General features: G+C 61.8%; 30 protein-coding genes. 10 read left to right on the top strand and 20 right to left on the bottom strand.

What is annotated here, in order from left to right:
• Positions 1 to 67 precede the first annotated feature (67 nt).
• Positions 68 to 1,015, bottom strand: a complete 948-nt coding sequence (locus tag AC06G5_RS19095; protein WP_413428086.1) for a LysR substrate-binding domain-containing protein — start codon at positions 1,013 to 1,015, stop codon at positions 68 to 70.
• Between the two features lie 116 nt (positions 1,016 to 1,131).
• On the opposite strand from AC06G5_RS19095, the gene AC06G5_RS19090 reads away from it, so the two are divergent.
• The 3 genes from AC06G5_RS19090 to AC06G5_RS19080 are packed head-to-tail and all read left to right on the top strand — an operon-like array spanning position 1,132 to position 3,385.
• Complete coding sequence (locus AC06G5_RS19090) at positions 1,132 to 2,148, top strand: aldo/keto reductase (RefSeq protein WP_480458076.1); 1,017 nt, start codon at positions 1,132 to 1,134, stop codon at positions 2,146 to 2,148.
• 2 nt (positions 2,149 to 2,150) lie between these two features.
• Positions 2,151 to 2,948: an SDR family NAD(P)-dependent oxidoreductase gene (locus AC06G5_RS19085; protein ID WP_413428088.1), complete on the top strand. Its 798-nt coding sequence runs from the start codon at positions 2,151 to 2,153 to the stop codon at positions 2,946 to 2,948.
• Between the two features lie 26 nt (positions 2,949 to 2,974).
• A complete protein-coding gene (locus tag AC06G5_RS19080) occupies positions 2,975 to 3,385 on the top strand; it encodes an SRPBCC family protein (RefSeq protein ID WP_413428089.1) in 411 nt (136 codons plus the stop codon).
• A gap of 150 nt (positions 3,386 to 3,535) precedes the next feature.
• Here the strand turns inward: AC06G5_RS19080 and AC06G5_RS19075 are convergent, their stop codons facing one another.
• The 3 genes from AC06G5_RS19075 to AC06G5_RS19065 form a co-directional block, all read right to left on the bottom strand.
• Positions 3,536 to 4,939, bottom strand: a complete 1,404-nt coding sequence (locus AC06G5_RS19075) for a sensor histidine kinase (protein ID WP_413428390.1) — start codon at positions 4,937 to 4,939, stop codon at positions 3,536 to 3,538.
• On the bottom strand, positions 4,917 to 5,600 hold the full coding sequence (locus AC06G5_RS19070) for a response regulator transcription factor (protein WP_413704493.1): 684 nt from the start codon (positions 5,598 to 5,600) through the stop codon (positions 4,917 to 4,919). Before AC06G5_RS19070 ends, AC06G5_RS19075 begins: the two co-directional genes overlap by 23 nt.
• A gap of 198 nt (positions 5,601 to 5,798) precedes the next feature.
• Positions 5,799 to 6,404, bottom strand: a complete 606-nt coding sequence (locus tag AC06G5_RS19065; protein ID WP_413704494.1) for a glutathione S-transferase — start codon at positions 6,402 to 6,404, stop codon at positions 5,799 to 5,801.
• A gap of 370 nt (positions 6,405 to 6,774) precedes the next feature.
• Between AC06G5_RS19065 and AC06G5_RS19060 the strand changes: the two genes are divergently transcribed.
• The 3 genes from AC06G5_RS19060 to AC06G5_RS19050 all read left to right on the top strand — a co-directional run bounded on the left by AC06G5_RS19060 (position 6,775) and on the right by AC06G5_RS19050 (position 9,350).
• A complete protein-coding gene (locus tag AC06G5_RS19060; RefSeq protein WP_007935965.1) occupies positions 6,775 to 7,179 on the top strand; it encodes a TraR/DksA family transcriptional regulator in 405 nt (134 codons plus the stop codon).
• A 233-nt stretch (positions 7,180 to 7,412) separates the two neighbouring features.
• Entirely contained in the window at positions 7,413 to 9,020 is a 1,608-nt protein-coding gene (locus AC06G5_RS19055) for a methyl-accepting chemotaxis protein (RefSeq protein WP_480458071.1), read from the top strand.
• Between the two features lie 126 nt (positions 9,021 to 9,146).
• The gene (locus tag AC06G5_RS19050; RefSeq protein ID WP_322616633.1) at positions 9,147 to 9,350 is read left to right on the top strand and encodes a hypothetical protein; all 204 of its coding nucleotides are present in this window, start codon (positions 9,147 to 9,149) and stop codon (positions 9,348 to 9,350) included.
• A gap of 5 nt (positions 9,351 to 9,355) precedes the next feature.
• Here the strand turns inward: AC06G5_RS19050 and AC06G5_RS19045 are convergent, their stop codons facing one another.
• The 3 genes from AC06G5_RS19045 to AC06G5_RS19035 form a co-directional block, all read right to left on the bottom strand.
• Positions 9,356 to 9,592, bottom strand: a complete 237-nt coding sequence (locus AC06G5_RS19045; protein ID WP_413428393.1) for a DUF2789 domain-containing protein — start codon at positions 9,590 to 9,592, stop codon at positions 9,356 to 9,358.
• A 132-nt stretch (positions 9,593 to 9,724) separates the two neighbouring features.
• Complete coding sequence (locus AC06G5_RS19040; protein ID WP_413428403.1) at positions 9,725 to 9,955, bottom strand: hypothetical protein; 231 nt, start codon at positions 9,953 to 9,955, stop codon at positions 9,725 to 9,727.
• A 160-nt stretch (positions 9,956 to 10,115) separates the two neighbouring features.
• Positions 10,116 to 10,364 (bottom strand): hypothetical protein, encoded by a 249-nt coding sequence (locus AC06G5_RS19035; protein WP_413428394.1) that lies wholly within the window; start codon positions 10,362 to 10,364, stop codon positions 10,116 to 10,118.
• A 434-nt stretch (positions 10,365 to 10,798) separates the two neighbouring features.
• Between AC06G5_RS19035 and AC06G5_RS19030 the strand changes: the two genes are divergently transcribed.
• The 4 genes from AC06G5_RS19030 to AC06G5_RS19015 all read left to right on the top strand — a co-directional run bounded on the left by AC06G5_RS19030 (position 10,799) and on the right by AC06G5_RS19015 (position 13,122).
• Complete coding sequence (locus AC06G5_RS19030) at positions 10,799 to 11,248, top strand: hypothetical protein (protein ID WP_413428404.1); 450 nt, start codon at positions 10,799 to 10,801, stop codon at positions 11,246 to 11,248.
• A complete protein-coding gene (locus tag AC06G5_RS19025) occupies positions 11,248 to 11,451 on the top strand; it encodes a hypothetical protein (RefSeq protein WP_413704495.1) in 204 nt (67 codons plus the stop codon). Before AC06G5_RS19030 ends, AC06G5_RS19025 begins: the two co-directional genes overlap by 1 nt.
• 118 nt (positions 11,452 to 11,569) lie before the next feature.
• Positions 11,570 to 12,583, top strand: coding sequence for an ABC transporter substrate-binding protein (locus AC06G5_RS19020; protein ID WP_480458067.1), 1,014 nt, complete (start codon positions 11,570 to 11,572; stop codon positions 12,581 to 12,583).
• 101 nt (positions 12,584 to 12,684) lie between these two features.
• A complete protein-coding gene (locus AC06G5_RS19015) occupies positions 12,685 to 13,122 on the top strand; it encodes a DUF3995 domain-containing protein (protein WP_413428397.1) in 438 nt (145 codons plus the stop codon).
• Positions 13,123 to 13,263: 141 nt separating this feature from the next.
• On the opposite strand, the gene AC06G5_RS19010 is transcribed toward AC06G5_RS19015, so the two are convergent.
• The 13 genes from AC06G5_RS19010 to AC06G5_RS18950 form a co-directional block, all read right to left on the bottom strand.
• A complete protein-coding gene (locus AC06G5_RS19010) occupies positions 13,264 to 13,626 on the bottom strand; it encodes a Na+/H+ antiporter subunit G (RefSeq protein WP_413704496.1) in 363 nt (120 codons plus the stop codon).
• Complete coding sequence (locus tag AC06G5_RS19005) at positions 13,623 to 13,901, bottom strand: K+/H+ antiporter subunit F (RefSeq protein WP_007986253.1); 279 nt, start codon at positions 13,899 to 13,901, stop codon at positions 13,623 to 13,625. The genes AC06G5_RS19010 and AC06G5_RS19005 overlap by 4 nt, the downstream gene beginning before the upstream one ends.
• Positions 13,898 to 14,386 (bottom strand): Na+/H+ antiporter subunit E, encoded by a 489-nt coding sequence (locus AC06G5_RS19000; RefSeq protein ID WP_480458064.1) that lies wholly within the window; start codon positions 14,384 to 14,386, stop codon positions 13,898 to 13,900. The genes AC06G5_RS19005 and AC06G5_RS19000 overlap by 4 nt, the downstream gene beginning before the upstream one ends.
• Positions 14,383 to 16,068, bottom strand: coding sequence for a monovalent cation/H+ antiporter subunit D (locus AC06G5_RS18995; protein ID WP_480458062.1), 1,686 nt, complete (start codon positions 16,066 to 16,068; stop codon positions 14,383 to 14,385). Before AC06G5_RS18995 ends, AC06G5_RS19000 begins: the two co-directional genes overlap by 4 nt.
• Positions 16,065 to 16,409 (bottom strand): Na+/H+ antiporter subunit C, encoded by a 345-nt coding sequence (locus AC06G5_RS18990; RefSeq protein ID WP_007986256.1) that lies wholly within the window; start codon positions 16,407 to 16,409, stop codon positions 16,065 to 16,067. Before AC06G5_RS18990 ends, AC06G5_RS18995 begins: the two co-directional genes overlap by 4 nt.
• Complete coding sequence (locus tag AC06G5_RS18985) at positions 16,409 to 19,327, bottom strand: monovalent cation/H+ antiporter subunit A (protein WP_480458060.1); 2,919 nt, start codon at positions 19,325 to 19,327, stop codon at positions 16,409 to 16,411. The genes AC06G5_RS18990 and AC06G5_RS18985 overlap by 1 nt, the downstream gene beginning before the upstream one ends.
• 799 nt (positions 19,328 to 20,126) lie before the next feature.
• Positions 20,127 to 20,690, bottom strand: a complete 564-nt coding sequence (locus tag AC06G5_RS18980) for an NUDIX hydrolase (protein ID WP_413427771.1) — start codon at positions 20,688 to 20,690, stop codon at positions 20,127 to 20,129.
• A 1-nt stretch (position 20,691) separates the two neighbouring features.
• Positions 20,692 to 21,444, bottom strand: coding sequence for a GntR family transcriptional regulator (locus AC06G5_RS18975; RefSeq protein WP_008019714.1), 753 nt, complete (start codon positions 21,442 to 21,444; stop codon positions 20,692 to 20,694).
• Positions 21,445 to 21,533: 89 nt separating this feature from the next.
• A complete protein-coding gene (locus tag AC06G5_RS18970; protein WP_154908677.1) occupies positions 21,534 to 21,923 on the bottom strand; it encodes a carboxymuconolactone decarboxylase family protein in 390 nt (129 codons plus the stop codon).
• Between the two features lie 19 nt (positions 21,924 to 21,942).
• Positions 21,943 to 23,394: an NAD-dependent succinate-semialdehyde dehydrogenase gene (locus tag AC06G5_RS18965; protein ID WP_413427769.1), complete on the bottom strand. Its 1,452-nt coding sequence runs from the start codon at positions 23,392 to 23,394 to the stop codon at positions 21,943 to 21,945.
• 138 nt (positions 23,395 to 23,532) lie between these two features.
• Positions 23,533 to 24,018 (bottom strand): flavin reductase family protein, encoded by a 486-nt coding sequence (locus AC06G5_RS18960; protein ID WP_413427768.1) that lies wholly within the window; start codon positions 24,016 to 24,018, stop codon positions 23,533 to 23,535.
• 12 nt (positions 24,019 to 24,030) lie between these two features.
• Entirely contained in the window at positions 24,031 to 25,512 is a 1,482-nt protein-coding gene (locus AC06G5_RS18955; protein WP_413704500.1) for an aldehyde dehydrogenase, read from the bottom strand.
• The gene (locus tag AC06G5_RS18950; RefSeq protein WP_413427766.1) at positions 25,509 to 26,342 is read right to left on the bottom strand and encodes an alpha/beta fold hydrolase; all 834 of its coding nucleotides are present in this window, start codon (positions 26,340 to 26,342) and stop codon (positions 25,509 to 25,511) included. Before AC06G5_RS18950 ends, AC06G5_RS18955 begins: the two co-directional genes overlap by 4 nt.
• Between the last annotated feature and the right edge of the window lie 44 nt (positions 26,343 to 26,386).

Genomic DNA, 26,386 nt, shown 5'->3' with positions numbered 1-26,386 from the left:
CAAACGCTGCGGAATCTGGAATTCGCTGATGACCTGTGGGAGCGGGCTTGCTCGCGAAGAGGGAGTGTCAGTCGACATCAATGTTGCCGAACACACCGCTTTCGCGAGCAAGCCCGCTCCCACAGGTGTCAGGTTCGGTGAGCATTTTGCGGAACGTCTCCACCAGCGGCCGCAGGTTGATCCGGTGCCACGCCGCCCACAATGGCGTGGTGAAGCAAATCCACGGCACCTCCCGCAGCACCACCCCCGGCGGGGCGTTGCGGCTCAGGCCTTTCTGGATCATCGCGATGCCCAGCCCCGACGCGACCAGCCCCAGTGCGGTGAAGGGTTCGGTGGCCTCCATGCGAATGTCCGGGGTGAAGCCTGCGCGGATGCAGGCGCTGACGAAGTCGTCGTGGCAACTGGCGTTCTGCCGGTGCTGCACGCCGATCCATTCCTGGTCGGCGAGGTCGGCCGGGGTCAGCACGGGCTGCAGCGCCAGCCGATGGTGCTCGGGCAGTGCCAGCAGCATCGGGTCGTCCAGCACCTGAAAACCCAGCAGGTCCGGGTCGTCATCGGTCGGTGGTTCGCTGACCAGGGCAATGTCCAGGCTGCGTTGGCGCAAGCCTTCGAGCTGTTCGGCCGAGCTGAGGTTGTACAGCGCCACGTGTACGTTCGGCCGGTCGACCCGCAGCACGCGCAAGGCATTGGGCAGCACGCCGGCGTGCATGGCGTTTTCGATGTAGCCGATGCACAAGCCGCCTTCTTCGCCGCGGCCCAGGCGCTTGCCGAGGGACTCCAGGCGATTGGCGTGGGTCAGCAGGGCGCGGGTTTCGGCGAGGAAGGTCTGGCCGTCGCGGGTCAGGCGGATGCGTTGCTGGCTGCGTTCGAACAGGGTCAGGCCCAGGCGCTCTTCGAGCTGGGCGATCTGCCGGCTCAGGGGCGACTGGGAAATGTGCAGGCGTTCGGCGGCGCGCCCGACGTGTTCTTCCTCGGCGACGGCAACGAAGTAGCGCAATTGGCGGATGTCGATCATGTCAGACCTGTAGGGACTCAAGTGCTGCGTATTATGTCTTGGACGGTCCGAACATCGCAATCTAGGATCTGCTCAACGGTCAGCAACCTGACCCCTGACACTCCAGAGGATTCATCATGAGCTTGAAAGACAAACTGCCCGGCGCGCTGGGTTTCGGCACCGCCCCTTTGGGCAACATGTTCCGCGCCATTCCCGAGGAAGAAGCGCAAGCCACCGTCCACGCGGCCTGGGATGCCGGTGTACGGTACTTCGATACTGCGCCGTTCTACGGTTCGGGCCTGTCGGAGATTCGCCTTGGCGCTGCACTGTCGCGCTACAACCGTGACGACTATGTGCTAAGCAGCAAGGTCGGCCGGGTGATTCTCGATGAAGTCGAAGACGCCGCTGCCCGTGACCTGGGCGAGAAGAGCGGGGTGTTCGAACACGGCCGCCCGAACAGGATCGTCAATGACTACAGCGCCGACGCCACCCTGCGTTCGATCGAGGACAGCCTCAAGCGGCTGCAGACCGATCGCCTGGACATCGTCTGGGTGCACGACATCGCCCAGGATTTCTATGGCGATCAATGGCTGGAGTACTTCAACCAGGCCCGTACCGGTGCCTTCAAGGTGCTGACCCGCCTGCGTGAGGAAGGTGTGATCAAGGGCTGGGGCCTTGGGGTGAACAAGGTAGAGCCCTGCGAGCTGACCCTTGATCTGAGCGAGGCGCAGCCGGACGGTTTTCTGCTGGCGGGTCGCTACACTCTTCTCGACCACGATCGCGCCTTGCAGCGCTTGATGGACGCCGCCCTGGCGCAGAACGTCGAGATCGTGGTCGGCGGTCCTTACAGTTCGGGCATTCTGGCCGGTGGTGCGCACTTCGAGTACCAGAAAGCCAGCCCGGCCATCATCCATAAAGTCGAGCAGATCAAGCGTATCGCGGCTGCCCATGGCGTTGATATCAAGGCGGCTGCTTTGCAGTTCTCGTTGGCTAACCCCGCCGTTGCGGCGGTGATTCCCGGTTCCAGCCGCCCTGGGCGGATTGTCGAAGATATCGCCGCGCTGTCAGCGGTGATCCCAGCAGCCTTCTGGCAAGCAATGCGCGAAGCGAAACTGGTGTCCGAGCGCGCACCTTTGCCGATCATTGGAGCATGAGTATGAAAATCGATCTGACTGGAAAACTCGCCATTGTCAGCGGCAGCACCGCCGGCATTGGCCTGGGCATCAGCAAGGCGCTGGCCGAATCCGGCGCCACGGTGGTCGTGATCGGCCGCGAGACGGCCAAGGTCGAGCAGGCGGTGGCGAGCATTCGCCAGCAGGTGCCGGGTGCTCAATTGCGTGGGTTGACTGCCGATCTCGGAACGCTCGAAGGTGCGCAAAAACTGTTCGCCGCCGAGCCACGGGCCGACATCCTGGTGAACAACCTGGGGATTTACAACGCGGTTGATTTCTTTGACACCCCCGACAGCGAGTGGACGCGGTTCTATGAGATCAACGTGATCTCCGGTGTGCGCCTGTCCCGGCATTACGTGCCGGACATGGTCAAACAGGGTTGGGGGCGGGTGATTTTCCTGTCTTCGGAATCCGGGATCGCAATACCGGCCGACATGCTCAACTACGGCGTGACCAAAAGCGCCAACCTGGCGGTGTCCCATGGGCTGGCAAAGCGGCTCGCGGGCACCGGGGTGACGGTCAATGCGATCCTGCCGGGGCCGACATTGACCGACGGCGTGGAGCAGATGCTCAAGGACGCCACTGCCGAATCGGGGCGCAGCGTTCGCGAAGAAGCCGACGCCTTCGTGCGCAGCGCCCGGCCAACGTCGATCATCCAGCGGGTAGCGGATGTCGAGGAAGTGGCGAACCTGGTGGCGTACATCGCTTCGCCGCTATCCTCGGCCACCACCGGTGCTGCCTTGCGGGTCGACGGCGGTGTCGTCGACAGCCTGGCCATCTGAACCTTATTGATTGGAGAGAGCATTACATGGCAACTGCATCAGCCTTCATCGACATCCCGGCATCGGCCGAACAGGTCTGGCAATTGATCGGCGGTTTCAACTCGCTGCCGGACTGGCTGCCGTTCATTCCCAAGAGCGAACTCAGCGAAGGCGGGCGCGTGCGCAGCCTGCAAACGGCGGACGGTGCGGTGGTCATCGAACGCCTGCAAGCCTTCGACAACGCGGGCCAAACCTACAGCTACTCGATTTTGCAGGCACCTTTTCCGGCGACTGATTATCTGGCGACGATCAAGGTTCAAGCACAAGGCGAGGGCGCACGGGTGACCTGGTCCGGTCGCTTCGAACCGGTGGGTGTGAGCAATGAGGAAGTGGTGGCGTTGTTTACCGGCATCTATCAGGGTGGGCTTGAGGCGTTGCGGGCCAACTACCCGGCCTGACCGTCAAAACACCAATCCCCTGTAGGAGCGAGCCTGCTCGCGATGGACGTCAACGATAACGCGGGCTGTCTGAATCCCCGCGGTTCCCCGGCGTTTTTCGCGAGCAGGCTCGCTCCTACAGGGGGATCTGTTTTGTTCTTCAGATGAACGCTAGACCTTCGGTATCAAACTCTCCCGACAATCGAGCACCAGCCGCGCGCCGCCCAGCTCGCTGCTGCCCACCTCCAGCGTAAACCCGTGCAGGCTGACAATCGCCGCGACGATGGACAGCCCCAGCCCGAAGCCGATTTTCTGATTGCCCGCCTCGGCGCGATAGAAGCGCTGGAACACCGCTTCGCGTTCCGCCTCGGGAATGCCCGGGCCGGAGTCGAGCACTTCGATGCGCGTGTGCCCGCCGTCATTGACCCCGCGCAAGATCACCGCGCCACCGGGCGGGGTAAATTTGATCGAGTTGCTCAACAGGTTCGCCACGGCTTCGAACAGCAGTGCCCGGTCGCCATTGAGGGGTGGCAACGATGCGGGCAGGTGCAGTTGGAACACCAGGCCGTCGTCTTCCGCCAGGGGCAGATAGAACTCATGCAGTTCCTGCAGCAACGGCACCGGGTCCAGCTGCACGAAACCGGAGCGGCGCTGGCGGTCTTCCAGTTCGGAAATCCGCAACAAGCCACGGAAACGCGCCATCAACGTATCGGCCTCGGCCAGCACCAGGTCCAGTTGCATGGCCTGCGGTGAACCTTCGCCGGCTTGCTGCTGCATGCGGTAAAGCTGCGCGCGCAGGCGGGTCAGGGGCGTGCGCAGGTCATGGGCGATGTTGTCGCACACGCCCTTGACCTCGTTCATCAAGCGCTCGATGCGTTCGAGCATGGCGTTGACGATGGCGGCGAGCATATCCAGTTCGTCACGCCGATTGGACAGTGGCAAACGCCGGCTCAGGTCGCCGGCGACGATGGCTTCGGCGCTGGCCTGGATTGCGCGAATGCGGCGCAACGGCCGGCGCCGCAGCAGATACCAGCCGACGATGCCTGGAACGATGGTCAGGGTCACACCCCAGAACAGGGCGTGAAGGATGATTCGGGTCACGGCGAACAGCGAACCGTTGTCGCGCACCAGCACCAGCCAGCGGCCGTCGAGGGTGGGGGTCGCCACGGCATCGCAACTGTCGGCGGGCAGCGTCTGCTCGCCACTGTCGTCGGAGGCGTCGCAGTCGCGCAGCGTGTGGATCCTGCCATCGAGCGGCAAGCCATCCGGAATGTAGCGCAGGGCGCCGCTGAGGTAACGGTGCCGGGCATCGAACAGGCCGTAGGCGTCGATGCCGCGGATGTCGAAGGTCATGCTGACGGCGAGGGCGTCCACCAGTTGTTCGCCCGAGAAGCGCGAGAACAGGTGCTGGCGTTGCATCAGCGAATGCTTGGCCAGGTTGTCCAGGTAAGCGGAAACCTCGTAGTACATGACCCCCATGAGAATCCCGCTCCAGATCACGAACAGCGAACTGTAGAGCGCCAGCAGACGGCTGCTGGAGGAGCGCCAGCCTTTAGACGGGTTCGGCAATGACATAACCCGAGCCTCGCACGGTCCGAATCAGTGGGACATTGCCAGGCGGGTCGATCTTCTTGCGCAGACGGCCGATGTGGACGTCGATCAGGTTGGTGCCGGGGTCGAAGTGGTAACCCCAGACTTCCTCGAAAATCATCATCCGCGAGAGAATTTGCCCGGTATTGCGCATCAGGAATTCCAGCAGTTTGTATTCGGTGGGCAATAGCGTCAGCAGTTGACCGTCGCGGCTGGCTTCGTGGCTGATCAGGTTCAGCTCCAGGTCCGCTACCCGCAGTGTGGTGGCCTGGGCGGTCACGTTATTCTGCCGGCGCAACAGGACTTCGACCCGGGCGGCCATTTCATCGGTGGCGAATGGTTTGGTCAGGTAGTCGTCGCCGCCGGCGCGCAAGCCGCGCACGCGCTCATCGACGTCGGACAGCGCGCTGATCATCAGGATCGGCGTGGCCACGCCCATGGTCCGCAGCGTGGTGACAATCGCCAGGCCATCGAGCCCGGGCAACATGCGGTCGAGGGTAATCAGGTCATAGTTGCCGCTGACCGCACGCTCCAGCCCTTCGCGGCCATTGTCGACCCAGTCGACGTCGAGGCCGTGGCTACTCAGTTCGGCGACAATTTCCCGGGCGGTCACGGCGTCGTCTTCGATGGTCAAGATGCGGGTCATAGGGCTGGCCTGATTAAATGTTCACAACGTTGTGCGGCATTTTGCCAAGAAATGATCGCAGGCTTTCTAAATAAAAGTTCATGGGCATTCCGGGTTTCGGCCAATGCATGAAATCCTCTGAGCATGCCCGCTCGCGGCAATCCCCTTGTAGGAGCGAGCTTGCTCGCGAAAGCGGTAGGTCAGGCGAGGCGAATCCATCTATTCAATCGGCGTACTGACAAACACCTCAAGCCCCTCGGCATACTCCGTGAATGCAGCGATCCGCGGAAACTGCGCCGCACTCACCTGATCCGGCACCACCAGGTTGGTAAAGCTCCAGGCCACGGCGAGGGTAATGCCGTCCTGCTCAACCGAACCGTCTGTCTTCAGCGGCTGCTTTTCCAGCTCCCGCTCCAGCGCCGAATAGGCTGCCGTCAACTGTCCTTCGACCCGCTGCACCCAGGATTCGAATTGAATCTCCGCCGGCCGCAGGTTGCGTTCGTAGTAAAGCTGCACGGACTTTTCGCTGGCGGCCAACGCCAGGCCAATCAGGCGCAGCGCACGCAGGCGCTGCCCCGGTTCGGCAGGCATCAGGCTTTTTTTGGCCAGGGTTTCCAGATAGTCGATGATCAGCGTCGAATCCATCAACACCTCACCATCATCCAGCACCAGCGTGGGCGCCTTGACCACCGGGTTGATCTGCCGGAATTGTTCGAAGTGGCGGAACACCGAGACCGACTGATGTTCCAGCGTGATTCCCAGGCATTTGGCAGAAATGGCGGCGCGCCTTACATAGGGCGAGTCGAGCATACCGATCAGCTTCATGGTCCTTTCCTTTATATGGCCATTTCGGGAGGGACAACCTTAGCTGAGGTTCGCAACCCTGCAAATGACCGTGAATAATGCCTTGTGCGAGCCGTTTGTCTTCCATATACAGCCGCTCGATTGAATTTCTTGCTATAAACGCACTCCGATTACCGCCTCAAAGCCTGCCGTAGAGCATTTTCAGGGCTTTGTCGGACAAATTCGCTGTCTTTTCAGTTGCTGAGGCCTCAAGTCGGCCTTAGACTGCCGCCCCTCGTAAATTGAGTGCCGGGTGGCGCTTGGAACAAACGGCGCCTTTCCGATGGCCTGCCAAGGTCTGCCGGAACGCTCCCTTATTCGCCTTAATGCACGTTTTTTTATAGAGATATCAATGACAAAGGACAAGTTGCTGGCCATGCCGGCGGATGACTACATGAATGCCGAGCAACATGCTTTTTTCTCCGAGCTGTTGCAGAACATGAAAGTCGAAACCCATGAGCGCATCGAACAGAACCGCATCGCCATCGAAAGCCTGGACACCCCGGCCGATCCGGCAGACGCGGCTTCGGTAGAAGAAGAGCGCACTTGGCTGGTGAACGCGATCGATCGCGACCAGCGCATGCTGCCTCAGTTGGAACAAGCGCTGGAACGCATCAAGGAAGACAGCTTCGGCTGGTGCGACGACAGCGGCGAGCCGATTGGCCTCAAGCGCCTGCTGATCAGCCCGACCACCAAGTACTGCATCGAAGCTCAGGAACGTCACGAGCAAATCGACAAGCACCAGCGTCAGGCCTGATTCTGCGAGGCAGCCCCTTTGATCCGGGCTGCCTTGAAAAGATCGCAGCCTGCGGTAACGCCTGCACATGGAAGCAGGTGCTGCCGCAGGCTGCGATCTTTGTTTTCTGCCGTCTTCGATTTCCCGGTTCTTCTATAGATCTGCTGCAACGTTCGCGACTAAAGGCTCATGGATAATGGCCTTATGGTGGCGTTTAATGCGAAGACAACAATTAGAAGCTTTCCGGGGTGACGATGATGACGAGAGACGGGTCTCTGGTTGCGGCAGTGCCTGCACCAGTGCTGTTGCCGAAAAACCGCTGGCTGGCACCGACGCTGCAAAGCATCGCCCTGATGCTGTTGTTATGTGGCATGACGCTGGGCAACTGGTCGCTCTACCTTGGCCTGCCCCTGGCCGTATTGATTATCTGGCTGCCTCGCCTGCGTTCGCGCGCGACCCCGCAGGCGGCTTCCCCCGACAACTGCGATGCCATCGGCGAGTTGACTCGCGATCTTTCCTACATGACCAGTCATAACGCGCTATCGGCTGCCGGAGTGGCGTTTTCGGTTCGGCAACTGGCGGAAAAACTGCAATCGCAGCTCTCGGCGGCGGCCCGGATCGTCAGCAACGCCGAGGTCATGATCACCACCGAACACGCCGCCTCGACGCTCAGTCGCCAGGCGTTGAGTGCCGCCAGCGAGGCTCATCAAAGTGGCGCGGTCGGGCGTACGGAACTGATCGAGTCCATTGCGCGCATGCATCAGCTCAGCCAGCGCGCCAGCAACAGCCGTGAACTGATCGAAGCCTTGAGCTTGCGCAGCGATGATATCCAGCGCGTGACCCTGGTGATTCAGTCCATCGCCAGCCAGACCAATCTGTTGGCGTTGAATGCCGCCATTGAAGCGGCGCGGGCGGGGGAACACGGTCGCGGGTTTGCCGTGGTGGCCGACGAGGTTCGTGGGCTCGCCGCGCGCACGGCGACCGCCACGGGTGAAGTCGGCGAGATGGTGGCCGATATCCAGCAACGCACGGCGCAGGTGGTGGAGCAGATCCGCCAACTGTCCAGCGACCTCGACACCGGCGTCGGGCAGGTCGAGCGGACGGGACAGCACCTGGAGAACATTGCCCGTCTGGCGGCCAGTGTCGAGTCCCAGGTCGGAGAAATCGCCCAAGGGGCAGAGACCAACCGTGAACAGCTCGACAGCCTGTTTCACGCCATCGAACAGATGCGCAGCGACCTGGCGGTCAGCGACCAGCAGACTCAACGTCTGGCCCAGGCGGCGGTGCAAATGGAAGGGCAGGCCGAAACCATCAGCGAGCGTCTTGCCGAGGTGGGGCTGGATGACTATCACCAGCGGATCTATGACCTGGCCCGGGAAGGCGCGAGCCAGATCGCAGCGCGTTTCGAGGCGGATATCGACGCCGGTCGAATCAGTCTCGACGATTTGTTCGACCGCAATTACCAGGCCATCCCCGATACCAGTCCGGCCAAGTACCAGACGCGTTTCGACCGCTACACCGATCAGGTCTTGCCAACCATCCAGGAACCGTTGTTACCGCGTCACGAAGGATTGGTGTTCGCCATCGCCTGCACCCAGCAGGGTTATGTGCCGACCCACAACCAAGCGTTCAGCCAGCCGCTGACGGGCGACGCGCAACTCGATGCCTTGCAGAACCGGACCAAACGCAAGTTCGCTGACCGCACCGGGATCCGCTGTGGCAGCCATCAGAAGGCCGTGCTGCTGCAAACCTATACCCGCGATACCGGAGAGTTGATGCACGATCTTTCGGTGCCGATCATGCTCAGGGGCCGGCATTGGGGCGGTTTGCGCTTGGGCTACAAACCGGAAAAACCGCGCTAGACCCCCGGGCTGTCGGGCGATTGTTACACATTCTGCAACTAATCTGTGCAGGGTTTTGCTGTTTCCTCGGCGAAAGACTAATTAACATATCTATTAATTAGGTTGCTAATGAAGTTCGGGGGCAGCATGCAAGGCAAAGTTGATGTCGCGGTCATGATCGGCAGCGGAGTACCTGCCAATCTGCGCTCCATGGGACGCAAGGTGTGCTGGGTGGTGTTGCTCAATGGCGAGCGCCGGGGCACGGCGTTCTCCAGTCGCGACGAGGCGGAAGAGTGCAGGGCTGCCTGGTTGGCGCAATTGAACGCCGAAAGACCTGGCAGCCTGCATTGAGGCTGTCAGTGCGTCTGGTGCATGCGCAGGTTCAGGTCGTCGACCACCCGCGCCCAGTCTGCGTCTTCGCGTAATTGTTCCTTGAGGAAGCCGGCCTGTTGCGGTGACCAGAACTCGGCGTCAATGAGTTTCTTGTTGTCAGGCAGGGTATGGCCGGCAATGAAGTCGTCGATCGCTTTCTGGCTGGAGTCCAGGCCGAGCTGGTCGAACAGGCCTTTCAAGTCGTGTGTCGGTGATTCCATCTTCATCTCCTTGCGGGTCGTCAGTCGGGTCGAGGGGCGAGGCGCGGTACCCTGGCTTCAAGGGCGCCGCACGGGTGGAGTTCGATCACGATATTCAAGCGCAACAGTGAGCATAGACCGCCAACCCGAGAATCAGGCTTTCAGTGCACCCGCATCTACCGCCGCCTTCAGTTCCATGGCCGATTCCTGGGCCGCAATGGCGGCGACATCCGGGGTTTTGAACCAGCGATCCTTTTCGACCTGATGATACGTCACGGTCTTTAGCGGTGGTTTGGCACGCATGACAATCACAGCCTGGAATTCGCCGTCGATTTCTCTGGCTTCACCCCGGATAAAAAACTCGCCGATATCAAATTCCGTCACGTTGCAGACTTCCCCTGGAAATACATTGTTGTTGTCAACGTAACCCGATTTTTCCGGATCCGTTTTATTGGGCGGGCAGTATGGCAGCAGTTGCCCGTCGACGGCTGAGATAAGTCGACGGGCAGACCAAACGTCTATGGAAAGGAGCGCGGAGGGCATGTCAACTGTGTGATTCCAGAAGCCGGGCGAGGGCGCAGGCTTCGTTGTGATTGGCTCGGAAACCTCTTACACAGCCTGTAGAAATTTCCTTGATATGAAAGAAGGCAATGCCCGCCATCACCACCTGAAATCTTGGGCGGGCCGGGACATCGGGAAGCGGCTCATGGCGGCGGAACCGTACCGGGGGCGAGTTCGGCGCGGTTTTCGAGTCAGGTACCAAGGGATAGGCAAAGTGGGTCAGCGTGCACATATGAAGTCCTTTTCATTGTTTTACCGACGTATGTACGTCGTTTTGGCTAGTCTCCAAGAGCATCGCTGCTCTAGAATCACCCTCACTGGTGGGTGAATGATGTTTATCTAAAGCAATTTTTTGCGCACGATATGTAGGAAAAGATTTTTTCTTGATGAGATTTTTCCCCGAAGTTGATAGTCCATAATTTTCTGGCAGCAGGAAGGGTGTTTTCCTTCAACCTGTGACGAACGCCAGCCAGGACGATGCGAGTGACGTTTCAGTAGTCTTCTCAAGCTTCGTGATGAATGAGTGCACTACTCATTCAGGACATCAATCCGGGTTCTTTGGCTACACCTTCGGCATTGCCGCTTTTTTGGCTGTGCGTTTATTTTTCGCGCACGGCACCATTTTTCAGATGTGGGGATGTTTCCTTGGCAGTAAGTAATCTCGATATGCATGCGTTGTTCGTGCTGGGCGATTTGCGCGCAAAGCTGGTCAAGCAGTTTCAGTCACGTTTCGTTTACATCACCGAACAGAACGCTGAAGGCATCTACATTGCCGAAATCGACACCGAATCAGCCCTGGTGGTGGACGACAAGCCCGGACTCAAACTCAAGGTCGGCGATCATTTCAGCGCTTCGGTGCTGCCCAGTCGCGAAGGCGGCAAGCTGGACATAAGGTTCCGCGACATCAAGCTGACGGTTTACGGAATTGGCGATTACGCCTTCGTGACCACGGCTGACGGTCAGGGGATCGTGTTCAAGGAAGGGCACAGCGTGGTGACGGTGTTTGCCGCCCATCAACAGTTGCAGGAAGGCCTGACCAAGACCCTGAAAGCCGTGACCGCCAAAGCGGCCAAGTGGCGCAAGGGCGAGCTGGTGACCTTCAAGGCCAGCGAGTGATGACCCAGGCCCGCGCCGATTTCCACGAGCAGAACCTGGCCAGCGCGCAAGACGACGCGCGGCGGCTGTTCGGGCAGAAGACCATTCTGCAGGGAGCCTGGCTGAATTGGGTGGCGTCACAGCTTTACCAGCTGCAACCGGCGCAATACGCCAGCATGGTCAGGCGAGAGCTGATGCGTTTGCAGGAAATTTCCGAAAACTGATCCACGCACCTCGAAAGCGGGAACCTCTACTACAGTCAATGAACTGAGTATTCAGAGGCTTCGCGGTCTGCTGCCAGGCCATCCTGCTATTGCTGTGAACAGCACGAGGTGCAAAAGCATGAACGGATTTCGACGGTTGCTGGCTGCTGTCCTGGCCACTTTCGGTTTGCTGGCGACACCGGCCCCGGCGTTGGCCGCCCAGGCGCCAATCCACTTCGCCGACCTGAACTGGGAAAGCGGCAGCCTGATTACCGATGTCCTGCGCATCATTGTCGAGAAGGGCTACGGGCTGCCGACCGATACCTTGCCGGGCACCACCATCACCCTGGAAACCGCGCTGGCCAACAATGACATCCAGGTCATCGGCGAAGAGTGGGCTGGGCGCAGCCCGGTCTGGGTCAAGGCGGAAGCCGAAGGCAAAGTCGTCAGCCTCGGCGACACGGTCAAGGGCGCTACCGAAGGCTGGTGGGTGCCGGAATATGTGATCAAGGGCGACCCGGCCAAGGGCATCAAGCCGCTGGCGCCGGAGCTGCGCAGCGTCAGCGACCTGCCGCGTTACAAAGACGTGTTCAAGGACCCGGAAGCTCCTAGCAAGGGGCGTTTCCTCAACAGCCCTATCGGTTGGACCTCGGAAGTGGTCAACAAGCAGAAGCTCAAGGCGTATGGTCTGGACGACAGCTACGTGAACTTCCGCAGCGGTTCGGGCGCTGCACTGGATGCAGAGATCAGTTCGTCAATTCATCGTGGCAAGCCGGTACTGTTTTACTACTGGTCGCCCACGCCGTTGCTCGGCCGCTTCAAGCTGATTCAACTCGAAGAGCCGCCGTTCGACGCCGAAGCCTGGAAGACTTTGACTGACGCCGACAACCCCAATCCGCAGCCGACCCGTTCCCTGGCCTCCAAGCTGTCGATCGGTGTGTCCACCCCCTTTCAGAAACAATATCCGCAGATTGCCGAGTTCTTCGCCAAGGTCGACTTTCCGATCGCCCCCCTGAACAAGGCGCTGGCCGAAATGAGCGAGAAACATACTCCGCCGCGTCAGGCTGCGCAGGCGTTCATGAAGGCCCATCCGAATGTCTGGCGGGCCTGGCTGCCCAAGGACGTGGCAGATAAAGTCGCTGCCGGAATGTGAGCGGCCGCCGGTATGAACTTTTGGTCTTGCACTTGCCCGTGCACTACAGCAAAAGCCGGCTAGCCTGTTCTGTTCAAATCCCTTTCAAGGATCTCTGAACCATGACCTTGTTGTTGGCTCAATGGCTGGTGACGATCTTCTCCGTGATCAGTCTGGTGCATGTGTATTGGGCGTTGGGTGGTGAGTGGGCAGCGGTGGCGGTGGTCCCGCAAGTACCGCAGGAGGGCAGCGCACAACTGCGGCCGGCGTTCAAGCCGCGAGGCTGGATCACGCTGGTGGTGGCCGCTTTACTGCTGTCAATAGCCGTGCTGGTGTGCTGGCGGGTGGGTTGGTGGCTGCCACCGTTGCATCACTGGTCGTTGCAGTGGGTGATCAGCGCGATCGCGATTTTGCTGTTTGCCCGGGCCATTGGCGATTCGGAGCTGGTGGGTTTTTTCAAAGAGGTCAAAGGCTCGGAGTTTGCCCGGCTGGACACCTGGGTTTACTCGCCGTTGTGTGTGGTACTGGGGGCCGGGTTGTTGGCGGTGGCCTGGGTTTGAGACAGGCCGGTCCTGATGTATTGACAGGTCTATCGCCTTCGCGGGCAAGCCCGTTCCCACAATTGATCTGCGTACACAGCTCAAAATGTGGGAGCGGGCTTGCTCGCGAAGGGGCCGGTCCGGGCGCTAAAAATTTTTGGTCTAACTGCCGCTCTCGGTTCGACGACTACTCACCTCAGCCGGCACATCATCCCCGGCCATGCGTTTGCGGAACAGCGCCGCCCGGGCCAGCAGCAAGGTGGTCACCGGCACGGTAATCGCCAGCAGGATCGGAATCAGCCAGGCGTGCAGTACCGGCGCGGACTTGAGCGCCGAAAAGTAGATGATCGAAGCCAATGCTATGCACCAGGCCCCGAGCGTCGAGGCCAGGGCCGGCGGGTGCATGCGCTGGAAGTAATCCTTCATGTGCAGCAGGCCGGTGGCGCCGATCAATGCGAACAGGCTGCCGAGCACCAGCAGGACCGCCACCGGGATTTCCACCCACAACGACAACGGCGTATTCATTCGATCACCTCACCACGCAGCAGGAATTTCGCCAGGGCGAACGAGCCGACGAAACCGAACAGTGCTATCAGCAGCGCCGCCTCGAAGTACGTGTCACTGGCATAACGGATACCCAGCGCCAGCATCATCAGCATCGCGACGATGTACAGGTAGTCCAGCGCCAGGACCCGATCCTGGGCCGACGGCCCCTTGAACAGGCGGATCAGCGTCAGGATCATCGCCAGGGAAAAGAAGAACAGGCTCAGCAGGATCGCGTTCGACAGCAACGGGCTCATTCGAAGATCTCCATCAGCGGACGTTCGTAGGTCGCCTTGAAGTGCTGGATGAACAGCGCCTCGTCGTCCAGGTCGAAGACATGCAACAGCAAAATGCTGCGGTCCAGCGCCAGCTCCGACCAGACCGTACCGGGCACCACCGTGGTGATCATCGACAGCGCGGCCAGGCCGTTGGCATCGCGCAGGTCCAGCGGCACCTTGATGAATTGCGAGCGGGGCGGACGGCGACCGGCATTGAGCACGCTCCAGGCCACGGCAAGGTTGGACACAAGCACATCACGTCCGACCACCAGCACCAGGCGCAGGATCACCCCGGGACGACGGATGCGCACCGGCAGCGGGCGTAGCCTGCGCATCATCAGCGGCGCACAAAACCCCAGCGCCGCCCCCAGCAGCAGATTGCCGGGGCTGATCGACAGATTCAGCAACAGCCACAGCAGCCACAGGGCCAGCGACAGCAACGGTGCCGGAAACAGGCGCTTCATGGCTGCACCTCTTGCGGGGCCGCTGCGGCCGACGGGTTCGGCACGACGCGAGTGTCGAGCACGGCCATCACGTATTGCTGCGGGTTGTACAAGGCGTCGGCGGCGGCCTGGGTGTAGCGCAGCAGTGGATCGGCCTTGAAGGTCAGCGCAATACTCAAACCCAACAGCGCGAAGATCGGCACGCATTCGAAGCGTCGCAGCAGGGGCGAGGGGCGTTCGGCTGGCGTCCAGAAGCGCTGGATACCCAGGCGCGAGAACGCGATCAGCGATGCCAGCCCGGACAAAATCAACAACACCAACAGGCCCCACGCGGCGTTGGAAATCGGTTCGTCGCCGCTGCTGCCAAGGCCGAGCGGATTGAGCAGGGCGCCGATCAGCCCGAGTTTGCCGATAAACCCGGAGAGCGGCGGCATGCCGATGATCAGCAGGGCGCAGGCGATGAAGCTCAGGCCGAGAAACGCCATGGTCCAGGGAATCACCTGGCCGACCACGGCTTTTTGCTCGTCGTCGAGGTTGGTGCCTTTGGGTGGATGCAGAGATTCCAGTGGCCGGGGCAGCAGTTCGGCTTCATCTTCGAGCAGGACTTCGTTGGCCGAGCGCGAGCGCTCGATCAGTTCGGCCAGCAGGAACAGTGCGCTCAGCGCCAGGGTCGAGCTGAACAGATAGAACAGCGCCGCGCCGACCAGGTTCGGCTGGGCGAAACCGATGGTCGACAACAGAATACCCGCCGACACCAGAATGCTCAGGCTGGCCATGCGCTCCAGGCGTTGCGCGGCGAGGATTGCGATGGCGGCGCAGACGATGGTCGCCATGCCGCCGTAAACCAGCCACTCACCACCAAAGAACGCCGATGCCCCGGCCTCGGCGGAGAACAGCAATGTCCACAGGCGCAGCAAGGTGTAGACGCCCACCTTGGTCATGATCGCGAACATCGCCGCCACCGGCGCGCTGGCCGAGGAATAGGCCGGCACCAGCCAGAAGTTCAGCGGCCACATGCCAGCCTTGGCCAGGAATGCGACGGCCAGAATTCCCGCGCCGGCGTGTAGCAAGCCGCGATCGGCTTCGGACACCAGGGGGATTTTGACCGCCAGGTCGGCCATGTTCAGGGTGCCGGTCACGCCATAGATCAGCGCCGCGCCAATCAGGAACAGCGAAGAGGCCAGCAGGTTGATCGAAATGTAATGCAGCCCCGACGACACCCGCGCCCGGCCCGAGCCGTGGAGCATCAACCCGTAGGACGCGGCCAGCAACACCTCGAAGAACACGAACAGGTTGAACAGGTCGGCGGTGAGGAACGCGCCGTAAAGGCCCATCAACTGGATCTGGAACAGCGCGTGAAAGCTCGAACCGGCGCTGTCCCAGCGTGCCATGGCAAACAGCAGGGCACTGACGCCGATGATGCCGGTCAGCACCAGCATCAGCGCCGACAGGCGATCGACCACCAGCACCAGGCCGAAGGGCACTTGCCAGTTGCTTGGCAGGTACACGCCAATGGAACCGGGCACACCGGTGGTTTGTGTCCATTGCAACAGCGCCACGGCAATGCCCAGCCCGAGCAGGCTGGAGAACAGATTGATCCTGGCCTTGAGCGGCCGGTGCTTCTCGCCGAGCGTCAGCATGATCGCGGCGGTCAGCAGCGGCAGCAGAATGGGTGCGACGATCAGGTGGGTCATCGCCATCATTCTTTAGGCTCCCGGCCATCCACATGGTCGGTGCCGGTCAGGCCCCGGGACGCCAGCAGCACCACCAGAAACAGCGCGGTCATGGCGAAGCTGATGACGATCGCGGTCAGCACCAGGGCTTGCGGCAATGGGTCGGTGTAGTGCAACAGATCCTGCGGCACGCCGTCCTTGATGATCGGCTCCTTGCCGATGAACAGGCTGCCCATGCTGAAGATGAACAGATTGACCCCGTAGGACAGCAGGCACAGGCCCATGACCACCTGGAACGTCCGTGGGCGCAGGATCAGCCAGACGCCCGACGCGGCCAGTACGCCGATGGCGATTGCGATGACTTCTTCCATCAGACGGCTCCCTTGGCGGTAACGGATTTTGGCTGGGCAGCGGTTTTGTGACCCCGCACCGATTGGTGGGCGAGGGCGGTGAGGATCAACAGGGTCGAGCCAACTACCACGCCATACACACCGATGTCGAAGAACAGCGCGCTGGCCAGGTGAATGTCACCCAGCAGCGGCAACGAGAAATGCCAGGTGTGGGTGGTCAGGAACGGATAACCGACCACCATCGCACCCAGGCCGGTGGCCGTGGCGAACAGCAGCCCGGTGCCCATCCAGCGCAGCGGCCGCAGGCTCATTTGCGCCTCGACCCACTGCGTGCCGGCGACCATGTATTGCAGGATGAACGCCACCGACATCACCAGCCCGGCGACAAAGCCGCCGCCCGGTTGATTGTGCCCGCGCATGAACAGGTAGAACGACACCACCAGCGCCACCGGTAACAGCAGGCGCACCAGCACCGCCGGCACCATCATGAAACCGAGCGCGGTGTCGCTGGCGTGACGCGGGTTGACCAGGTCGGTGACCACGTCCGGTGCGAGCAAGCGTTGCTGGGCCGGCAGTTGCAGGCTTTCTTTCGGCGGACGGAAGCGTCGCAGCAGGGCGTACACGGTCAGGGCCACGGCCGCCAGCACGGTGATTTCACCGAGGGTGTCGAAACCACGGAAGTCCACCAGCATCACGTTGACCACGTTGCTGCCGCCGCCTTCGGGCAAGGCGCGACTCAGGTAGAAGGAGGAGATGTCGTTGGGGGTCTGGCGCGTCAGCATGGCGTAGGCCAGCAATGCCATGCCGACACCGACCGAGGTCGACAGCAGCAAGTCGCGGATACGCCGCATCCGCGCCCGGCGCAGACTGCCCGGCAACGGCGAGACTTCTTCGATCCGTCGTGGCAGCCAGCGCAGGCCCAGCAGGATCAGCACCGTGGTCACCACTTCGACCGCCAGTTGGGTCAGGGCCAGGTCCGGCGCGGAAAACCAGACGAAGGTGACGCAGGTCATCAGGCCGCAGACGCTGACCATGGTCAGGGCCGCGAGACGGTGATATTTGGCCTGATAGGCCGCGCCCAAGGCGCAGGCGATGGCCAGCAACCACAAGGTGACGAAGACGATCGATCCCGGGATCTTCGGCCGGTCACCCCAGTGCAGGCTGCTGTGCAGCATGGGGATCAACCCGGCCAGCACGGCGGCGAGCACCACCAGGAACAACTGCATTTGCAGGCGCCGGGTACCAATGCGGGGCTCCAGGCGACGGGCCAGGCGCATGATGGCGACCAGTGCGTATTCGAACAGGCGCTTGCCGTCCAGGCGACCGATGACGGGCGGGCGGTCGAAATTTCCGCGCTTGAATTGATTGCGCAGCAGCAGATAGAGCACGGTACCGCAGGACAATGCGATCAGGCTCATGATCATCGGCGCGTTCAGGCCGTGCCAGATGGCCAGGCTGTACTCGGGCAGCGTGCCGCCGACCACCGGTTGCGCCGCCGCCGCGAGCAGCGGGCCGACCACCTGGGCCGGGAAGATCCCCACCAGCAGGCAGGTGAACACCAGCAGCTCGACCGGCGCACGCATCCAGCGCGGTGGCTCGTGAGGCGTGTGCGGCAGGTCGGTCGCGGGCGGACCGAAGAACACATCCACGGTGAAGCGCAGGGAGTAGGCCACGCTGAACGTCCCGGCAATCGTTGCCACGATCGGCAAGCTCAACTCGACCCAGCGCGTGGCATTGATGAACACGGTTTCGGCGAAGAACATTTCCTTGGACAGGAAGCCGTTGAGCAACGGTACCCCGGCCATCGAGGCGCTGGCGACCATGGCCAGGGTGGCGGTAAACGGCATCAGCTTGTACAGGCCGCTGAGCTTGCGGATGTCGCGGGTGCCACTTTCGTGGTCGATGATCCCAGCAGCCATGAACAGCGAGGCCTTGAACGTCGCATGGTTGAGGATGTGGAACACCGCTGCCACGGCGGCCAGCGGGCTGTTCAAGCCGAGCAGCAGGGTGATCAGGCCGAGGTGGCTGATGGTCGAGTAGGCCAGCAAGCCCTTGAGGTCGTTCTGGAACATCGCGCAGTACGCACCGAGCAACAGGGTGCAGGCACCGGCGCCGCTGACGATGTAGAACCACTCTTCACTGCCCGAAAGCGACGGCCATAACCGCGCAAGCAGAAACACCCCGGCCTTGACCATGGTCGCCGAGTGCAGGTACGCCGACACGGGCGTCGGCGCGGCCATGGCGTGGGGCAGCCAGAAGTGGAAGGGGAATTGCGCACTTTTGCTCAGGGCGCCGATCAGGATCAGGGGCAACAGAATCGGGTAGAGGGCATGGGCGCGAATCAGGTCGCCCGCAGCCAGGACCTTGTCCAGGTCGTAGCTGCCGACCACATGGCCAAGCAGCATGACCCCCGCCAGCAGGCACAAACCGCCCGCGCCGGTCACCATCAGCGCCATATAGGCGCCGCGCCGCGCATCGGCGCGATGGTGCCAGTAGCCAATCAACAGGAACGAGAAGAGGCTGGTCAGTTCCCAGAAAAACACGATCTGGATCAGGTTGCCGGAGATCACCAGCCCGAGCATGGCGCCCATGAAGGCCAGGAAAAACGCGAAGAATCGTGGCACCGGATCGTTCGGCGACATGTAGTAGCGGGCGTACAGCGAAACCAGGGTGCCAATGCCCAGCACCAGCATGGAGAACAGCCAGGCGAAACCGTCCATGCGCAGGACGAAGTTCAGGCCCAGGCTGGGCAGCCAGGAAAATTCTTCGCGAATGACGCCACCGTGGGCGATCTGCGGGTACAGGAACGCGACCTGAACGGTGCCGATAAGGGCGATCAGGCCGGCCAACAGGGATTCGGCGTTGCGTGCATTGTGCGGCAACACGGCCGCCAAACAGCTGCCTATGAAAGGCAGAAGCAGTAGAACTATCAGGGACATAGGCTTCTAATCTGCGGAAGTTTGTGAAGCATCATACGTGCCAGCTCCCGGATCACCAAACGCCAAGCTGTCGCAGAATCCTACACGGTAGTCGGAAAAGCCCTGATTCACATTGTTTCAGCGGGGAGTCCGTTCTGATGCCATCGTGATCTGAGCTGCTCGCGAAGGCGTGTACATATCCGTTGCTGCGGTAACGGCGACTTTGGGTTTCGCCCTTACGGCGACTCACTTTTTTTACAAGCGCCTAAAAAAGTAAGCAAAAAAACGCTCGCCCCGAACGTCCGGCCCCTCGCCAAGGCTCGGGGTTCCTTCGCTCCGGCATTCATCCGGGGGCATTGCCCTCCGGTCGGCTTCGCTCGACCCACATGCAATGGGTTCGACTGCGTCGAACGGCGCTACGCGCCCATCCCCGGATGAACACCTCCGCTCAGCCTGCCGAGCTAACGCTCGGCCTTGTAGGAGCGAGCTTGCTCGCGATGGACGTCAACGATGACGCGGGCTGCCTGAATGCCCGCGGTGTCCCGGCGTTTTTCGCGAGCCAGCTCGCTCCTACAGGGGGAACGCGTTCATCTGTGGTCAGGCCGGCCGGTAGGCCGCCTCGCTTTGGCTTTGACTTTTTGATCTTCTTGCCCCCTCGAGGGAATGCCGAGCCTTGGCGAGGCACCGAACGAAAGGGGCAAGAGCCCTTGGTTACTTGGGGCCAGACGGCGCTCCGCTTTTCCAAGTAACCCGCCGTAAAGGCGGAACCGTTAGCTGCCGTTACCGTAAAAATGGATATACACACGGAAAAAAACGACTATCAGCGAATAAAGTGAATCTTCCCGCTGTCATCATTACCCATGTAGATGCCATAAACCCCAGCCTGACGCTCCTCGATATAACGCTCAAGGATCTGCCGGATCGCCGGGTAGTAGATGCTGTCCCAGGGAATGTCCTCAGGCGCGAAGAATCGGTAGTCGAGGGTTTCCGGACCATACTGCCCGGTGATCTCCAGCGCGATGGCGCGAAAGATGATGTACACCTCGCTGATCTTCGGCACGCTGAAAATCGAGTAGGGCGAGACGATTTCCGCGCGCACGCCGCTTTCTTCCCAGACTTCGCGCAAGGCCGCCTGCTCGGTGGTCTCGCCGCTTTCCATGAAGCCCGCGGGCAGGGTCCAGGTGCCGGGGCGCGGCGGGATGGCGCGTTGGCACAAGAGGTACTTGCCGTCCTGCTCGATGATGCAGCCGGCAATGATTTTCGGATTGACGTAATGGATGTAGCCGCAGCCGCGGCACATCAGGCGCTCGTGCGTATCGCCCGGCGGCAACTGCTGACCGAGATCAGCGCTGCCGCACCTGGGGCAAAAGCTCGGGCTGAACATCTCAGCGACCTATGCGCGGTTCTTTCAAGGCGATGGGCAGGGTGATCTGCGGCGTGGCGCCGGTTTCTTCCTGCTTGCGCTTGAGGTAGTCCAGGGCCACGGCAGCCGCCGCACGCACGTGGTCGACGCAAGCCTGGTGGGCGGCCAGCGCATCACCGCTCTTGATCGCTTCGACCATGCGTTCCATTTCCTGGTTGCTGGCGCCGCGACGGTTTTCCTGGGACACCGAGGTCGCGCGCAGGTAGCTGATGCGTGCCTGCAATTGGCGCAACTGAGTGGCCGCGACATGGTTGCCCGAGCCTTCGAGCAACACGTCGTAGAAGCCTTGCACCGAGTCGATGACCTGTTGCAGTTCGCCGTCCTTGAGCGCCTTGCGGTTTTCTTCCAGGGCTTTTTCCAGGGCCTTGATGTCCTTGGCCTTGGCGCGCAGGGTGAACAACTGCACGATCAGCCCTTCGAGTACGCAGCGCAGCTCGTAGATGTCCACGGCATCGGCCAGGGTAATGATCGCGACACGCGGGCCCTTGGCATCGGCGAATTCCACCAGGCCTTCGGATTCCAGGTGACGCAAGGCTTCGCGCACCGAGGTACGGCTGACGCCCAGGCGATCGCACAGATCGCGTTCGACCAGACGGTCTCCCGGCAAAAGCTGGAAGTTCATGATGGCGCTTCGCAATTTATCCAGCACGATTTCGCGCAGGGTGACGGGGTTGCGATTGACCTTGAAGCTGTCGTCGAGTGGCAGGCGTTTCATGGGGTCCGCTCTGATTGTGGCTGTCCATGCAAAAAGGAGCACTGCGATTACGGGAATCCATGTGCTCGGTCAGATCAAACAGCCAAGGGTTAACTGGAGGCCTCGGCATCGGCTTCGGCGAAGGCTTCACGGGCGAGCCGGAAACTGTCTACGGCAGCGGGGACACCGCAATAAATGCCGACCTGAAGCAATATTTCGCGTATTTGCTCACGACTCAGGCCGTTACGCAAGGCGCCGCGCACATGCAGCTTGAGTTCGTGCGGCCGGTTGAGGGCCGAGATCATCGCCAGGTTGATCATGCTGCGCTCCTTGAGCGACAAACCCTCTCGACCCCAGACATGACCCCAACAGTATTCGGTGACCATTTCCTGAAGGGGGCGGGTGAAGTCGTCGGCGTTCTCGATGGAGCGATTGACGTAGGTTTCGCCCAAAACCTGGGTGCGGATCTTCAGGCCTTTTTCGTATTTTTCGTTGTTCATTTGCGTAGCTCCCGTGGGCTCAGAGGCCTCCCATCAAGGTGTATTTGAGTTCCAGGTAATCCTCGATGCCGTACTTCGAGCCTTCACGGCCCAGCCCTGAGGACTTGATCCCGCCAAACGGCGCGACCTCCGTGGAAATCAGGCCTTCGTTGATCCCGACCATGCCGTACTCCAGCGCCTCGCTCATGCGCCAGGCGCGGCCCAGGTCGCGGGTATAGCAGTAGGCAGCCAGGCCGAACTCGGTGTCGTTGGCCATCTCGACGGCCTGGGCCTCGGTATCGAAGCGGAACACGGCGGCCAGTGGACCAAAGGTTTCATCGCGGGCGACTTTCATCTGCGTGGTGACGCCTGTGAGCACGGTCGGCTGGAAGAAGCCGTTGCCCAGCGCATGGCGCTCGCCGCCGCACAGCAGTTGTGCACCGTGGGCCAGCGCGTCTTGCACGTGGTCTTCGACCTTGGCCACGGCACGCTCGTTGATCAGTGGCCCCTGGGTGACTCCGGCGTCGAAGCCGCTGCCGACCTTGAGCTGCGAAACCCGCTCGGCCAGGCGATTCACAAAGGCATCGTGGATTCCGGCCTGCACCAGGAAGCGGTTGACGCAGACGCAGGTCTGCCCGGCGTTGCGGAATTTGGCGATCAGCGCGCCGTCGACGGCGCGTTCCAGATCGGCGTCGTCGAAGACAATGAACGGCGCGTTGCCGCCCAGTTCCAGCGAGACTTTTTTCAGGGTCGGTGCGCACTGGGCCATCAGCAGTTTGCCGATGGCGGTGGAACCGGTGAACGACAGTTTGCGTACCAGGCTGCTGCCGGTCAGCTCACCGCCGATGGCGATGGCGTCGCCGGTAATCACGTTGAAGATACCCGCCGGAATGCCAGCCTGTTCCGCCAGCGCGGCCATGGCCAGTGCCGAGAACGGTGTTTCCGGAGCCGGCTTGACGATGCACGGGCAACCGGCCGCCAGTGCCGGGCCGGCCTTGCGGGTGATCATCGCCGCCGGGAAATTCCACGGCGTGATGGCCGCAACGACGCCAATCGGCTCCTTGCTGACCACGATGCGCGCATCGCCCTTGTGGCTGGGAATGGTGTCGCCGTAGATGCGCTTGGCCTCTTCGGCGAACCATTCGATGAAGCTCGCGGCGTAGAGGATTTCGCCCTTGGCTTCGGCCAGTGGCTTGCCTTGTTCGAGGGTGAGGATCTCGGCCAGGGCGTCGGCGTTTTCCAGCATCAGCGCGTGCCAGCGCTTGAGCGTATTGCTGCGCTCTTTGGCGGTCAGCGCACGCCAGGCTGGCCAGGCGTTGTTGGCGGCGTCGATGGCCAGGCGCGCATGCTCGGCGCCGAGGTTCGGTACCTGGCCGATCAGTTCACCGGTGGCCGGGTTGAAGATGTCCTGACAGGCGCCATCCGGCGCGTCCAGCCACTGGCCATTGATGTAGGCCTGCTGACGGAACAATTGCGAGGCTGCTGGGCTCATGCCGGCTCCTGAGAAAAGAGAAGGTTACCTGTAGGAGCGAGCTTGCTCGCGAAAAACCCGAGAACGCCAGGGGCTGTCAGGCAGCACGCGTTATCGTTCACGACCATCGCGAGCAAGCTCGCTCCTACAGGGTCTGTGTCAAGCCAGGGTGGGCAGTGGCCCCAGCTTGCCTTTGTGGTAGATCATCGGCGTCACCGGTTGCTCGGGCAGGATCAGGTTCTTCACCGCGCCGACGATGATCGCGTGATCGCCGCCGTCATATTCGCGCCACAGTTCACACTCGATGATCGCCGTGGCCTTGGCCAGGATCGGGTTGCCCAGTTCGCTCAGGTGCCACTCGATGCCTTTGGCCTTGTCCTTGCCTTTACCGGCAAAGGCATAGGCTTCGGCGGTCTGCTCGGCGGACAGCAGGTGAATCGCGAACTGCTTGCTGTCGCGCAACACCGGGTAGGTGTCGGAGCCGTAGTTGGGGCAGAACAGCACCAGTGCCGGGTCGATCGACAGCGCACTGAAGGCGCTGGCGGTGATGCCGACGATGCCGCCGGCCGGGTCCAGGGTGGTGACCACCGTGACCCCGGACGGAAACGAACTCATCACGTCTTTGTAAATGCCGGGTTCGATCATTTTCCAGGACTCCTAGCGCATCACGAAGGGATCAGGCATCGGTGCCTGGGACAGGTTGATCCACACCGTTTTCAGCTCGGTGTAGGCCAGCACCGAATCGATGCCGCTTTCGCGTCCATAGCCGCTGTTCTTGAAGCCGCCGATCGGCGCCATGGCCGAGACCGCGCGGTAGGTGTTGACCCAGATGATCCCCGAACGCACGTCCCGGGCCAGGCGATGGGCGCGGCCCAGGTCGCGGGTCCAGATGCCGGCGGCGAGGCCGAATTGCGAGTCGTTGGCAATCGCCAGCGCTTCGGCTTCGTCCTTGAATCGGATGACCGAAGCCACCGGGCCAAAGACTTCTTCCTGCATGATCTTCATCGAATTGCGGTCGCACTCGAACAAGGTCGGCTCGTAGAACCAGCCGTCGCCCAAGTTATCCGGACGCTTGCCACCCAGGCGCAAACGCGCGCCTTCGGCAATGGCGTCGGCCACCAGGCCTTCGACCACGGCCAGTTGCTGCGCGGTGGCCATCGGGCCCATTTCACTGCTGTCGTCCTGCGGGTTGCCAATGCGGATGCGCTGGGCGCGTTCAACCAGGCGGCCGACGAATTCGTCGTAGATTTCGTCCTGCACCAGCAAGCGCGAACCGGAGACGCAGCTCTGCCCGGAGGCGGCATAGATCCCGGCGATGGCGCCGTTGATCGCGCTGTCGAGGTCGGCGTCGGCGAAGATGATGTTCGGCGATTTGCCGCCCAGTTCCAGCGACAGCTTGGCGAAGTTCTCCGCGCTGCTGCGCACCACATGCCGCGCGGTGGCCGCGCCGCCGGTGAAGGCGATCTTGCGCACCAGCGGATGGCGGGTGAGGGCGGCACCGGTGCTTGGGCCATAACCGGTGACGACGTTGACCACCCCCGGCGGGATCCCGGCTTCCAGCGCCAGGCGAGCCAGTTCGAGAATGGTCGCCGAGGCGTGTTCCGACGGCTTGATCACGATGGTGTTGCCCGCGGCCAGCGCCGGGGCCAGCTTGATCGCGGTCAGGTACAGCGGGCTGTTCCACGGAATGATCGCGGCCACCACGCCCATGGCTTCGTGCACGGTGTAGGCAAACAGGTCCGGCTTGTCCAGCGGCAGGGTGCCGCCTTCGAGCTTGTCGGCCAGGCCTGCGGTGTAGTGGAAGAACTCCGGCAGATAGCCGACCTGGCCACGGGTTTCGCGGATCAGCTTGCCGTTGTCGCGGCTTTCCAGCTGCGCCAGTTGTTCTTTGTTATCGGCGATCAGGTCGCCCAGGCGTCGCAGCAATTTGCCGCGAGCGGTGGCCGTCAAGCCGCGCCAGGCCGGGCTGTCGAAAGCCGTCTGCGCAGCCTGCACGGCGCGTTCGACATCGGCTTCGTCAGCATCGGGCAGTTCGGCCCAAGGCTTGGCCAGCGCGGGGTTGAGGCTTTCGAAGGTCTTGCCGGACAGGGCATCGACCCATTCACCGCCGATGCACATCTGGAAGCGTGCGAGTGTCATGCAACGATCCCCTTGATCTGGTTTTGTTTGGCGTGCGCGGTCTGCAGAAACTCCAGCAACAGCTGGTTGACCAGGCGCGGCGATTCTACGGGCATCATATGCCGTTGCTCGGCGAGGACGGCAACGGTCGCGCCGGGAATGCGTTCGGCCAGTTGCCGGGCCATTTCCGGGGTCGAGCCCGGGTCCAGTTCGCCGGTGGCGATCAGCGTCGGCACCCGGATGCTGGCCAGGTCGTCGGCGCGGTACATGTCCTGGGTGGCGAACAGTTCATATGTGGTCAAGTAACCCTGAGGGTCATTGCCGGCCAGGGTCTGGCGAATCGCGGCGATCTGCGCCGGGTTCGCAGCCTGGTATTCACGGCTGAACCAGCGCGACAGCGCCGCTTCGGCATTGGCGTCCGGCCCGTGTTCGGCAGCCTGACTGGTGCGGGCGATGACCCCGGCACGCTGTTCGGCGCTGCGGTTGAACACGCTGTTGAGCACCACCAGACCTTCCAGGCGTTGCGGGTAGTGCAGGGCAAAGGCCCGCGCCACCAACCCGCCCATGGAAAAGCCGATCACCGTTGCCTTGGGCAATTGCAGGTGGTCGAGCAGCTCCAGCAACTGGTCGGCGTAGCCGAGCAGCGGCGTGCCGCTCTCCGGGCGCGGGCTGGCGCCATGGCCGAGCATGTCGTAGGCGATGACGCGATAGTTCGTGGCCAGGCCAACGATCTGACCGCCCCACATTTCTTTGTTCAGGCCCACGCCGTGGATCAAGACCACGGGCTGGCCTTGGCCGGTCGCCAGGTAACTGGTGCCAGCCGGGGTGAGTTCAGCGGTGAGCCGAATCATGGAGCGCTCCTGCAATGCCTTCTTGTTGTCGTTCTGCTGGCCGG

It is taken from the genome of Pseudomonas sp. WT-JTC (assembly GCF_056711565.1).
Note: the sequence above shows the minus strand (reverse complement) of the source record. Positions and strands in the feature narration are given on the sequence as shown.

Bases quoted from the DNA above. Each gene is read 5' to 3' on its own strand.
- AC06G5_RS18975 (WP_008019714.1), bottom strand. From the start codon at position 21,444: ATGAAACGCCTGCCACTCGACGACAGCTTCAAGGTCAATCGCAACCCC.
- AC06G5_RS19035 (WP_413428394.1), bottom strand. From the start codon at position 10,364: ATGTGCACGCTGACCCACTTTGCCTATCCCTTGGTACCTGACTCGAAA.
- AC06G5_RS18990 (WP_007986256.1), bottom strand. From the start codon at position 16,409: ATGGAAGAAGTCATCGCAATCGCCATCGGCGTACTGGCCGCGTCGGGC.
- AC06G5_RS19055 (WP_480458071.1), top strand. From the start codon at position 7,413: ATGATGACGAGAGACGGGTCTCTGGTTGCGGCAGTGCCTGCACCAGTG.
- AC06G5_RS19085 (WP_413428088.1), top strand. From the start codon at position 2,151: ATGAAAATCGATCTGACTGGAAAACTCGCCATTGTCAGCGGCAGCACC.
- AC06G5_RS19010 (WP_413704496.1), bottom strand. From the start codon at position 13,626: ATGAATACGCCGTTGTCGTTGTGGGTGGAAATCCCGGTGGCGGTCCTG.
- AC06G5_RS19075 (WP_413428390.1), bottom strand. From the start codon at position 4,939: ATGTCATTGCCGAACCCGTCTAAAGGCTGGCGCTCCTCCAGCAGCCGT.
- AC06G5_RS19050 (WP_322616633.1), top strand. From the start codon at position 9,147: ATGCAAGGCAAAGTTGATGTCGCGGTCATGATCGGCAGCGGAGTACCT.
- AC06G5_RS19005 (WP_007986253.1), bottom strand. From the start codon at position 13,901: ATGAGCCCGTTGCTGTCGAACGCGATCCTGCTGAGCCTGTTCTTCTTT.
- AC06G5_RS18955 (WP_413704500.1), bottom strand. From the start codon at position 25,512: ATGACACTCGCACGCTTCCAGATGTGCATCGGCGGTGAATGGGTCGAT.
- AC06G5_RS18995 (WP_480458062.1), bottom strand. From the start codon at position 16,068: ATGATGGCGATGACCCACCTGATCGTCGCACCCATTCTGCTGCCGCTG.
- AC06G5_RS19080 (WP_413428089.1), top strand. From the start codon at position 2,975: ATGGCAACTGCATCAGCCTTCATCGACATCCCGGCATCGGCCGAACAG.
- AC06G5_RS18970 (WP_154908677.1), bottom strand. From the start codon at position 21,923: ATGAACAACGAAAAATACGAAAAAGGCCTGAAGATCCGCACCCAGGTT.
- AC06G5_RS19030 (WP_413428404.1), top strand. From the start codon at position 10,799: ATGCATGCGTTGTTCGTGCTGGGCGATTTGCGCGCAAAGCTGGTCAAG.
- AC06G5_RS19060 (WP_007935965.1), top strand. From the start codon at position 6,775: ATGACAAAGGACAAGTTGCTGGCCATGCCGGCGGATGACTACATGAAT.
- AC06G5_RS18960 (WP_413427768.1), bottom strand. From the start codon at position 24,018: ATGATCGAACCCGGCATTTACAAAGACGTGATGAGTTCGTTTCCGTCC.
- AC06G5_RS19070 (WP_413704493.1), bottom strand. From the start codon at position 5,600: ATGACCCGCATCTTGACCATCGAAGACGACGCCGTGACCGCCCGGGAA.
- AC06G5_RS18950 (WP_413427766.1), bottom strand. From the start codon at position 26,342: ATGATTCGGCTCACCGCTGAACTCACCCCGGCTGGCACCAGTTACCTG.
- AC06G5_RS19015 (WP_413428397.1), top strand. From the start codon at position 12,685: ATGACCTTGTTGTTGGCTCAATGGCTGGTGACGATCTTCTCCGTGATC.
- AC06G5_RS18965 (WP_413427769.1), bottom strand. From the start codon at position 23,394: ATGAGCCCAGCAGCCTCGCAATTGTTCCGTCAGCAGGCCTACATCAAT.
- AC06G5_RS19045 (WP_413428393.1), bottom strand. From the start codon at position 9,592: ATGGAATCACCGACACACGACTTGAAAGGCCTGTTCGACCAGCTCGGC.
- AC06G5_RS19095 (WP_413428086.1), bottom strand. From the start codon at position 1,015: ATGATCGACATCCGCCAATTGCGCTACTTCGTTGCCGTCGCCGAGGAA.
- AC06G5_RS19000 (WP_480458064.1), bottom strand. From the start codon at position 14,386: ATGAAGCGCCTGTTTCCGGCACCGTTGCTGTCGCTGGCCCTGTGGCTG.
- AC06G5_RS19090 (WP_480458076.1), top strand. From the start codon at position 1,132: ATGAGCTTGAAAGACAAACTGCCCGGCGCGCTGGGTTTCGGCACCGCC.
- AC06G5_RS19020 (WP_480458067.1), top strand. From the start codon at position 11,570: ATGAACGGATTTCGACGGTTGCTGGCTGCTGTCCTGGCCACTTTCGGT.
- AC06G5_RS19065 (WP_413704494.1), bottom strand. From the start codon at position 6,404: ATGAAGCTGATCGGTATGCTCGACTCGCCCTATGTAAGGCGCGCCGCC.
- AC06G5_RS18985 (WP_480458060.1), bottom strand. From the start codon at position 19,327: ATGTCCCTGATAGTTCTACTGCTTCTGCCTTTCATAGGCAGCTGTTTG.
- AC06G5_RS19025 (WP_413704495.1), top strand. From the start codon at position 11,248: ATGACCCAGGCCCGCGCCGATTTCCACGAGCAGAACCTGGCCAGCGCG.
- AC06G5_RS18980 (WP_413427771.1), bottom strand. From the start codon at position 20,690: ATGTTCAGCCCGAGCTTTTGCCCCAGGTGCGGCAGCGCTGATCTCGGT.